Genomic DNA, 8,353 nt, shown 5'->3' with positions numbered 1-8,353 from the left:
CGTTATGCCTGTTGCCCTGGTACTGCGCTCCCGGATTCCCGAGGCCAACGATCAACCAGGTGTCAGTCATGAATCAATCCTAAGGTGCTGCGTTTGGTGCGTGCGGCGGACAGAGACGGCAGTGGCCGGACCCCGAGGGATCCGGCCACTATTGAAGAGAGCAGGCTATTACTCGGCTGCTGCCTCGGAAGAAGCGCCAGCGGCTTCTTCGGTGCCTTCTTCGGAGGACTCGGTGGCCTCGGAGATGTTCACCACGAGGGCATCGGAGTCGGCCAGGAGGACTGCGCCCTTGGGCAGGACCAGGTCGGACGCGTGGATGTGCTCGCCGGCCGTGCGGCCTTCGATGCTGACCTCGACCGCGGTGGGCAGGTGGGTTGCCTCGGCCTCGAGGGAGATGACAGTAAGTTCCTGGTTGAAGACGTTGCCCGGAGCAAGCTCGCCGACGACGTGGACGGGAATGTCAACGGTTACCTTTTCGCCCTGGCGGACGGTGAGGAGGTCGATGTGCTCAATGATCTGCTTGATCGGGTCGCGCTGGACGTCCTTGACCAGGGCCAGGTGGCTTTCGCCGTTGATGTCCAGGGACAGCAGTGCGTTGGCGGTGCGGACGGCCAAAGTGGTGGCCTTGGCCGGGAGGGTAACGTGGATGGGCTCTGCGCCGTGGCCATAGATGACGGCGGGGATCAGGTTCGCCATGCGGGCGCGGCGGGCGTAGCCCTTGCCGAATTCGGTGCGTACTTCTGCTGCGAGCTTCTGCTCAGACATGGATATCTCCTTGAAAACTAAACGGTGTTCAGCAAGGGCGGAGGTCTGTTGCGACCTTCAACGCCGGGCGGCCGTGGCCGGGCCCATCTTCGAAGGGAGATTCAGACCCAGTCGATAACGGAGACTGCAGTCCGGTTTCCGTGGTTACGGTTGCCGGCGCTCTCCCTCGCCAAGGTATCGCTGAAGAGTCTACCAGCGCCGCCGGTGATTCATGAAAACGGGCCCCGCTCCCGGCAGCCGAACCATCGGCAACCAGGCGCGGCGCCCGACTGGTACGTACGGGTCAGGCCTTGCCGTCGAACAGGCTGGTCACGGAGCCGTCGTCGAACACTTCCCGGACGGCGCGGGCGATCAGCGGAGCGATGGACAGCACCGTCAGCTGAGGGAAGCGCTGCGACGCGGTGAGCGGCAGGGTGTTGGTGACCACCACTTCCCGGGCACCGGATTCGGAAAGGCGCTGGGCGGCCGGCTCGGAGAAGACAGCATGCGTGGCGGCAATAATGACGTCCTTGGCGCCGGCGTTCTTCAGTACATTGACGGCACCGGAGATGGTCCCGCCGGTATCGATCATGTCGTCGATCAGGACGCACGTGCGTCCCTCGATCTGGCCCACGACAGTCTTGGAAACAGCCTGGTTGGGAACGGTGAGATCCCGACTCTTGTGCACGAACGCCAGCGGGGCGCCGCCCAGGCGTTCCGCCCACTGCTCCGCAACGCGGACGCGCCCGGTGTCCGGCGAGACAACAGTGATGTTTTCGGCGTCCACCCGGGTCCGGATGTAGTCCGCGAGCAGCGGGATGGCCATCAGGTGGTCAACGGGGCCGTCGAAGAAGCCCTGGATCTGCGAGGTGTGCAGGTCCACGCTCATGATGCGGTCGGCGCCGGCGGTCTTGTACAGGTCCGCCACGAGGCGGGCCGAGATGGGCTCGCGGCCGCGGCCCTTCTTGTCCTGGCGCGCATACGGGTAGAAGGGCGACACGACCGTAATGCGCTTGGCGGAGGCACGCTTCAGCGAGTCGATCATGATCAGCTGTTCCATAAGCCAGTTGTTCAGCGGCGCCGGGTGTGCCTGGATGACAAAAGCGTCGGTTCCCCGGACACTCTCGCCGGCGCGGACATAGATCTCACCGTTGGCGAAGTCGTAGGCGTCTACCGGAAGGAGGTCCGTGCCGAGCTCCTTGGCGATCTCCCGGGCCAGCTCGGGGTGGGCGCGGCCAGTGGCCAGCACCAGCTTCTTTTCGCCGCGCGCCGTAATTTCGCTCATGATTGGTTGCCCTCTTCTGTAGATGCTGGGGTACTGGAGGAATCTGGGGTGGCTGCCTGGGCCAGCTCGGCGGAGCGCGTACCGGGGCGGTTGGCCGCCACCCAGCCCTCGGTGTTGCGCTGGGCGGCAACCGACAGCGCGAGCGCGCCCGCCGGGACGTCCTTGCGGATCACCGCGCCGGCGCCGCTGTAGGCACCGTCCCCCACGGTGACCGGGGCAACGAATACTGTGTTGGAACCTGTCCTGACGCCCGAGCCGATGACCGTCCGGTGCTTCTTCTCGCCGTCGTAATTGGCGGTGATGTTTCCGCAGCCGATGTTGGTGTCCTCGCCGATTTCTGCGTCGCCTGCGTAGCCGAGGTGGGACAGCTTGGAGCCCCGGCCGATGGTGACATTCTTTGTTTCGTAGAACGCTCCGATCTTGCCGCTTTCGCCCAGGACAGTGCCGGGACGCAGGTAGGTGAAGGGCCCGACGGCGGCATCGGGGCCGATGACGGCTCCTGATCCGTGCGTGCGGACCACCTTGGCGCCCTCACCAACGGTGACGTCCGTGAGCGTAGTGTCGGGGCCGACGACGGCGTCCCTCGCCACGGTGGTGGCACCGTGCAGTTGGGTGTTGGGCAGGATCCGGACGTCCTCGTCGAGGGTTACTGAGGAGTCGATCCAGGTGGTTGCCGGATCCACCACGGTCACGCCGGCCCGCATCCACGCCTCGACGACGCGGCGGTTCAACTCAGCGCCCAGCGCGGAGAGCTGGACGCGGTCGTTGGCGCCTTCCACCTGCCAGCGGTCGGCGGTGACGACTGCGGCGACGCGGCCTCCTGCCCGCCTGGCCAGTCCGAGGACATCGGTGAGGTACTTTTCGCCCTGGGAATTGTCCGTGGTGACATGGGTGAGTGCGTCACGAAGGACGGCGGCGTCAAAGGCGTAGATGCCGGAGTTGACCTCGCGGATGAGCCGCTCGGCGTCGGAGGCGTCCTTGTGTTCAACGATGCCGGTGACGGTCCCGTCGTCGCCGCGCAGGATGCGGCCGTAACCAGTGGCATCGTCAAGGACTGCCGTGAGGACCGTGACGGCGTTGGCTTCGCGTTCGTGGGTGGCCACAAGTTCGGCCAGCAGCTGACCGGAAAGGAGCGGCACGTCGCCGTAAGTGACCACCACGGTTCCAGCGAGGTGCTGTTCCCCGTCCAGGGCCTGGAGGGCGACCTCCACTGCACGTCCGGTACCGGGAATCTCGTCCTGGTCGACGATCACGGCAGCAGGATCGAGTTCCGAGAGGTGACGCGCCACCAGGTCGCGTTCATGGCGTACCACGATGGCGAGCTGGCGCGGATTGATGCTGCGTGCGGCCAGCAGCGCATGGCCCACCATGGACCTGCCGCCGATCTCATGAATGATCTTGGGGGTGCGCGACTTCATCCGGGTACCGGCGCCTGCCGCCAGAACGATGACCGCGGCCGGTCCGGTATTCTCGGGGATCACGTACGGGCTCTCCTTGCTAAGTTACGCTGGCGTATGCGGTGCCTGCGCGGCCTGAAGCCGTTCCGGCACCGAATGTCATCCTACTGAACGCTCCTCGCGCAGCAGTTCCGCCCATAGGATTCGAACCTATACTCCACGGCTCCAAAGGCCGGGGTGCTGCCATTACACCAGAGCGGACCGTGCCGTGGCGCGTGGCCGGGCACAAGTAGTTATTTTGCCACGGGTTCGGGGCACCGCGCGACATGGGCCGTTCGTCCCGCGTCCTCGCCCCGATTCTGCCCCTGGCCCGCCCCTTCTCCGGCAGGCCGGGCGGCTGCAGATTCCGCCGGGGCGGGTAGTGCATGATGGAAATGTGAGCAACAACCCTCCGCGGACACGGATGACCGGCCTTCAGCGGCGGAGCCAGCTGATCGAGGTCGGACGGGGCCTTTTCGCAGTCCGCGGGCTTGATGGCACCACCATCGAGGAGATTGCTGCCTGCGCGGGAGTCTCCAAGCCCGTCATCTACGAGCACTTCGGATCCAAGGAAGGCCTGTACACGCAGGTGGTGGACTTCGAGTTCCGGATCCTCCTGGACGCCATTAACGCGGCCCTTACCGCAGAGGCAAAGCCGCGCGTCCTCGTGGAACGGGCCGCGCTGGCGTTACTGACCTACATAGAGGACCGCACCGAGGGGTTCCGGATCCTCATGCGTGACGCCCCGCCGTCGCAGCCCGAAGGCGCCTTTTCCACCCTGCTCTCCCACGTCACCGCCAAAGTGGAACACATCCTCTCGGGCGAGTTCGACCGCCGGGGTTTCAGCGCCCAGGACGGCGGCATGTACGCCCAAATGCTCGTCGGCATGGTCGCCATGACCGGCCAATGGTGGCAGGACAGCCGCCAGCCCGACAAACACACTGTTGCGGCACACCTGGTAAACCTCGCCTGGAACGGCCTCACCGGCCTCAAGAAGGACCCTGAGCTCATGTCTGAGGGTTAGTCTTCGGATCGCCTCCGGGACGCGTGCGGCCGCCTCAGCGGCGCAGGGCGGCTCCGGTACCCAAACCGGGCACAAGCGACGAACGGAAAGGCTTACTCGCCGAGGACTTCCAGGGCTTCGAGCCATTCGAGTTCGAGTGCTTCGCGTTCTCCTGCCAGGTCCTTGAGCTTTCTGTTTTGTTCAGCCAGGGCGTCGAAGTCTGATTGTTCGGTGCTTACAACCATCTGGTCGTGGAGCTTCTTTTCCTGCTGCTCCAGTTTGCCGAGCTGGCGTTCGATGCGGTTCTTCGCCTTGCGGGCGTCCCGCTTTTCGGCTTCGGAAGGACCTGCGGGAGTCGCAGCTGCGGTGGCGGAACCGCCGCTTGTGACGGGGTTTCCGCCGCCGGTGACCGTGGACCCGGCCAGGGCAGCCTCGCGCAGCTCCAGGTACTGGTCCACGCCGCGGGGCAGGGCGCGGATCTTGCCGTCGCCCAGAAGCGCCATCTGGTGGTCGGTCACGCGCTCCAGCAGGTAACGATCGTGGCTGACCACAACAAGGGTCCCCGGCCAGCCGTCCAGGACGTCCTCCACGGCGGCGAGGGTATCGGTGTCCAGGTCGTTTGTGGGCTCATCAAGCATCAGCACGTTGGGCTCCCCCACCAGCAGGCGCAGCAACTGGAGACGGCGGCGCTCACCGCCGGAAAGGTCCCGCACCGGGGTCCACTGCTTCTCATTCGTGAAGCCAAGTTGCTCCACGAGCTGGCCCGCCGTGAACTCCTTGCCGCCCACGTTGATGGACCGTTTCTCGCGCTCGATCACCTCAATAACGCGCAGGTCCGAGACGTCGTCGAGCTCTTTGACCTCCTGGGTAAGCACCGCAGTGACTACGGTCTTGCCACGCTTGAGCCTGCCGGACGTGGGCTCAATCTGGCCGTTGAGGAGCTTAAGCAGGGTGGTTTTTCCTGCGCCGTTGACGCCCACCAGACCCAGCCGCTCACCAGGTGCAAGCCTCAGCGTGATGTTGTCGAAGAGTTTCTGCCCTTCGTCGCCCCCAAGGAAGTCCAGCGAAACATTTTCCAGGTCCAGGACATCCTTGCCCAGCCGCGCGGTTGCCATTTTGCTCAGTGCCATGGAATCCCTGGGTTCAGGCACGTCGGCGATGAGGGCGTTCGCCGCCTCAATCCGGAACTTCGGTTTGGCGGTGCGTGCCGGCGCGCCGCGGCGTAGCCAGGCGAGTTCCTTCTTGACCAGCTGCTGGCGCTTGCTTTCCATCACGGTGGCCGAGCGGTCACGCTCGGCACGGGCCAGCACGTACGCTGCGTAACCGCCGTCGAACGGATCCACGATGCCATCGTGGACTTCCCAGGTTTTGTTGCAGACCTCGTCCAGGAACCAGCGGTCGTGGGTGACCACAAGGAACGCACCCTGGTTCGCGCGCCACCGGGTCTTCAGGTGCCGGGAAAGCCAGGCCACGCCCTCCACGTCGAGGTGGTTCGTGGGCTCGTCGAGCATAATGACGTCATGGTCCTCGATCAGGAGCTTGGCCAGGGCCACGCGCCGCTTCTGCCCGCCGGAAAGGGCGTGGACGTTGGCGTGCCAGTCCACGTCGGACACCAGGCCGCCCATAATCTCGCGGATCTGCGGGTTCCGCGCCCATTCATAATCCGCCTGGTCCCCCACGATCGCCGCGCCGACTGTCAGGTCGCCGTCGAGCACGTCGCTCTGGTCCAGGTAGCCCACGTTGACGTCGCCACGCTTGGTGACGCGTCCGGAATCCGGGGTCGACCGGAGCGCCAGCAGGCGCATCAGGGTGGACTTTCCGTCACCGTTCCGGCCCACCATGCCGATCCGGTCGCCCTCTTCGAGTCCGAGGGTGATGCCGTCAAGGACGGTGCGGGTTGCGTAGGAGACCGTCAGGTTCTCGCCGCCAAGAAGGTGTGCCAAAGGGAACTGCTTTCTGCTGCTGAGATTGGAACTGAACGTCTTACAGAAGGATGTCGGACATGATGCGGGCCCCCGGAACCGGGCCGTGCACGGCGAAAGCCGTCAAACCGCGGCGCCGCAGGTTCTCTGCCAGGCCCTCAGCGGCCACAGGATCATCAGCCAGCAACGCCACCGTGGGGCCCGAGCCTGAGACGATGCCTGCAATGGCTCCATGTGCTTCACCGATTCCCAGCGTATCGCGCAATGACGGCGCCAGCTCGATGGATGCCCGTTGGAGGTCATTGACCAGGACACGGCTGAGGGCTTCGGCATCCCCGCTGCGGAGGGCGGTGAGAATCTGAGGGTCTACCCCTGTTGGTTCCTCAACCTCGAGGCCCTCTGCCTCCCGCATACGGTCCAGCGTCCTGTACACCTCGGGAGTGGGGAGTCCGTAATCCGCCGTGACCAGGACCCAGTCTGTCTGCGCCTTGGCCAGGGCCGGGGAAAGCTCATCGCCAAGGCCCAGGCCCACCGCTGTTCCGCCGAGGAGGGAAAAGGGAACGTCGGCACCCAGTTCGGCGGCGAGGTGGGCCAGTTCTTCCCGGGACAGCCCGCTGTTCCAGAGTGCGTCGCAGGCCAGGAGGGTAGCTGCAGCGTCAGCCGAGCCACCACCCATGCCACCCGCCACTGGCACCCGTTTCGTGATTTCCAGATGGACGCCCGTGGCGTGCTCGGAAACGTCCGCCATGATGGCTGCCGCCTTGTACGCCAGGTTGTTCTGGTCCAAGGGGATATCGACGTTGTCCAGGTCCAGGGTGCTGTCCGGGCTCAGGCTCACCGTAATCCCGGGAGTTTCGGTGCTGGTGGCTGTTACTTCCTCGTACAGCGAAACGGCAAGGTAGACGCTGGCCACGGAATGGTAGCCGTCAGGCCGGAGCGGTCCGACGTCCAGGGAAACGTTGACCTTCCCCGGAGCCTTGGCGCGGACGGTCCTCGCGGTAAACCGTCCTGCCGGCGCGTTCATGGCCGGGCCTCACGGGCTTCCGCGATCCTCGCGAAGGCTGCAATGTCGATCACTTCGCCCCTGGCGGTGGGGTCGACGCCGGCAGCCACCAGGCAACGTTCGGCTTCCGCCGCGCTCCCGGCCCAGCCCGCGAGGGCGGCACGCAGTGTTTTGCGCCGCTGCGCGAAGGCAGCGTCCACCACGGCGAAAACCTGCTCGCGGGTGGCGGTGGTGGCAGGCGGTTCGTGGCGGGCGAAAGAGACCAGCCCGGAGTGGATCTTGGGTGCGGGCCAGAACACGTTCATGCCAATCACACCGGCCTTGCGCATCCGGCTGTACCAAGCAGCCTTCACCGACGGCACACCATAGGTTTTGGATCCAGGCCCGGCAGCGAGGCGGTCAGCCACCTCGTCCTGGACCATGACCAGGCCATGCTGGAGGCTGGGGAAATGCTGCAGAAGATGCAGCACAACGGGCACGGCCACGTTGTAGGGCAGGTTGGCCACCAGGGCGGTGGGCTCGACCGGAAGTTCCGTGACTTTCATGGCATCGGCCTGCACCAGGTGGAAGGTGCCGGCTGCGGCCGGGCGCCATTCGTTCACTGTGGCGGGAAGCTTTGCGGCCAACACGGGGTCGATCTCCACTGCCACTACTGAAGCGGCAGCGTCCAGGAGGCCGAGAGTCAGCGATCCCAGGCCGGGCCCCACTTCCAGAACCGTTTCGTCCCGGCCGATGCCCGCCGCGGCCACGATCCTGCGGATGGTGTTGCCGTCAATCACGAAGTTTTGGCCCAGGGTTTTGGTGGGGCGGATACCGATCTCCTCCGCCAGCCGGCGTATGTCGGAAGCACCAAAAAGCGGTGCGGGCGCGGCGGGGATGGGTTCAGTCACCTAGGTATCCTATCCCGCGCGGCACTTGCGCCCGGCCCGGTTAAGTGCTGCGGCCGGGCCCGGAAGATCC

The 8,353-nt window shown here is 65.4% G+C and carries 7 protein-coding genes, 1 tRNA gene and 1 pseudogene; 1 reads left to right on the top strand and 8 read right to left on the bottom strand.

All coding sequences use genetic code 11. From position 1 onward, the window contains the following. From AC5RWX_RS27440 to AC5RWX_RS27420, 5 genes and pseudogenes are all read right to left on the bottom strand, one after another. Positions 1 to 70: pseudogene (locus AC5RWX_RS27440) on the bottom strand (aminoacyl-tRNA hydrolase); the annotation flags it as partial. 98 nt (positions 71 to 168) lie between these two features. Then, positions 169 to 765 carry a 50S ribosomal protein L25/general stress protein Ctc gene (locus AC5RWX_RS27435; protein WP_494099421.1) on the bottom strand — a complete coding sequence of 199 codons (597 nt, stop codon included), beginning with the start codon at positions 763 to 765 and terminating at the stop codon, positions 169 to 171. Between the two features lie 283 nt (positions 766 to 1,048). Next, positions 1,049 to 2,029, bottom strand: a complete 981-nt coding sequence (locus AC5RWX_RS27430; protein ID WP_163164303.1) for a ribose-phosphate diphosphokinase — start codon at positions 2,027 to 2,029, stop codon at positions 1,049 to 1,051. Beyond that, the gene (glmU, locus tag AC5RWX_RS27425; RefSeq protein ID WP_494099420.1) at positions 2,026 to 3,510 is read right to left on the bottom strand and encodes a bifunctional UDP-N-acetylglucosamine diphosphorylase/glucosamine-1-phosphate N-acetyltransferase GlmU; all 1,485 of its coding nucleotides are present in this window, start codon (positions 3,508 to 3,510) and stop codon (positions 2,026 to 2,028) included. Before glmU ends, AC5RWX_RS27430 begins: the two co-directional genes overlap by 4 nt. 105 nt (positions 3,511 to 3,615) lie before the next feature. After that, positions 3,616 to 3,687 (bottom strand) — tRNA-Gln (locus AC5RWX_RS27420). A 175-nt stretch (positions 3,688 to 3,862) separates the two neighbouring features. On the opposite strand from AC5RWX_RS27420, the gene AC5RWX_RS27415 reads away from it, so the two are divergent. Beyond that, entirely contained in the window at positions 3,863 to 4,489 is a 627-nt protein-coding gene (locus AC5RWX_RS27415) for a TetR/AcrR family transcriptional regulator (RefSeq protein WP_494099419.1), read from the top strand. 92 nt (positions 4,490 to 4,581) lie between these two features. Here the strand turns inward: AC5RWX_RS27415 and AC5RWX_RS27410 are convergent, their stop codons facing one another. From AC5RWX_RS27410 to rsmA, 3 genes are read right to left on the bottom strand one after another with little or no spacing between them, the layout of a single operon-like run. Then, positions 4,582 to 6,411 (bottom strand): ABC-F family ATP-binding cassette domain-containing protein, encoded by a 1,830-nt coding sequence (locus tag AC5RWX_RS27410; protein WP_494099418.1) that lies wholly within the window; start codon positions 6,409 to 6,411, stop codon positions 4,582 to 4,584. Between the two features lie 40 nt (positions 6,412 to 6,451). Further along, on the bottom strand, positions 6,452 to 7,414 hold the full coding sequence (locus tag AC5RWX_RS27405) for a 4-(cytidine 5'-diphospho)-2-C-methyl-D-erythritol kinase (RefSeq protein WP_494099417.1): 963 nt from the start codon (positions 7,412 to 7,414) through the stop codon (positions 6,452 to 6,454). Continuing rightward, positions 7,411 to 8,283, bottom strand: coding sequence for a 16S rRNA (adenine(1518)-N(6)/adenine(1519)-N(6))-dimethyltransferase RsmA (gene rsmA / locus AC5RWX_RS27400; RefSeq protein WP_494099416.1), 873 nt, complete (start codon positions 8,281 to 8,283; stop codon positions 7,411 to 7,413). Before rsmA ends, AC5RWX_RS27405 begins: the two co-directional genes overlap by 4 nt. Positions 8,284 to 8,353: the final 70 nt, after the last annotated feature.

Source organism: Arthrobacter sp. SPT-J7 (genome assembly GCF_059089965.1).
The sequence above is the reverse complement of the archived record's forward strand: the minus strand, read 5'-3'. Positions and strand labels throughout refer to the sequence as shown.

Bases quoted from the DNA above. Each gene is read 5' to 3' on its own strand.
- AC5RWX_RS27435 (WP_494099421.1), bottom strand. From the start codon at position 765: ATGTCTGAGCAGAAGCTCGCAGCAGAAGTACGCACCGAATTCGGCAAG.
- AC5RWX_RS27430 (WP_163164303.1), bottom strand. From the start codon at position 2,029: ATGAGCGAAATTACGGCGCGCGGCGAAAAGAAGCTGGTGCTGGCCACT.
- AC5RWX_RS27405 (WP_494099417.1), bottom strand. From the start codon at position 7,414: ATGAACGCGCCGGCAGGACGGTTTACCGCGAGGACCGTCCGCGCCAAG.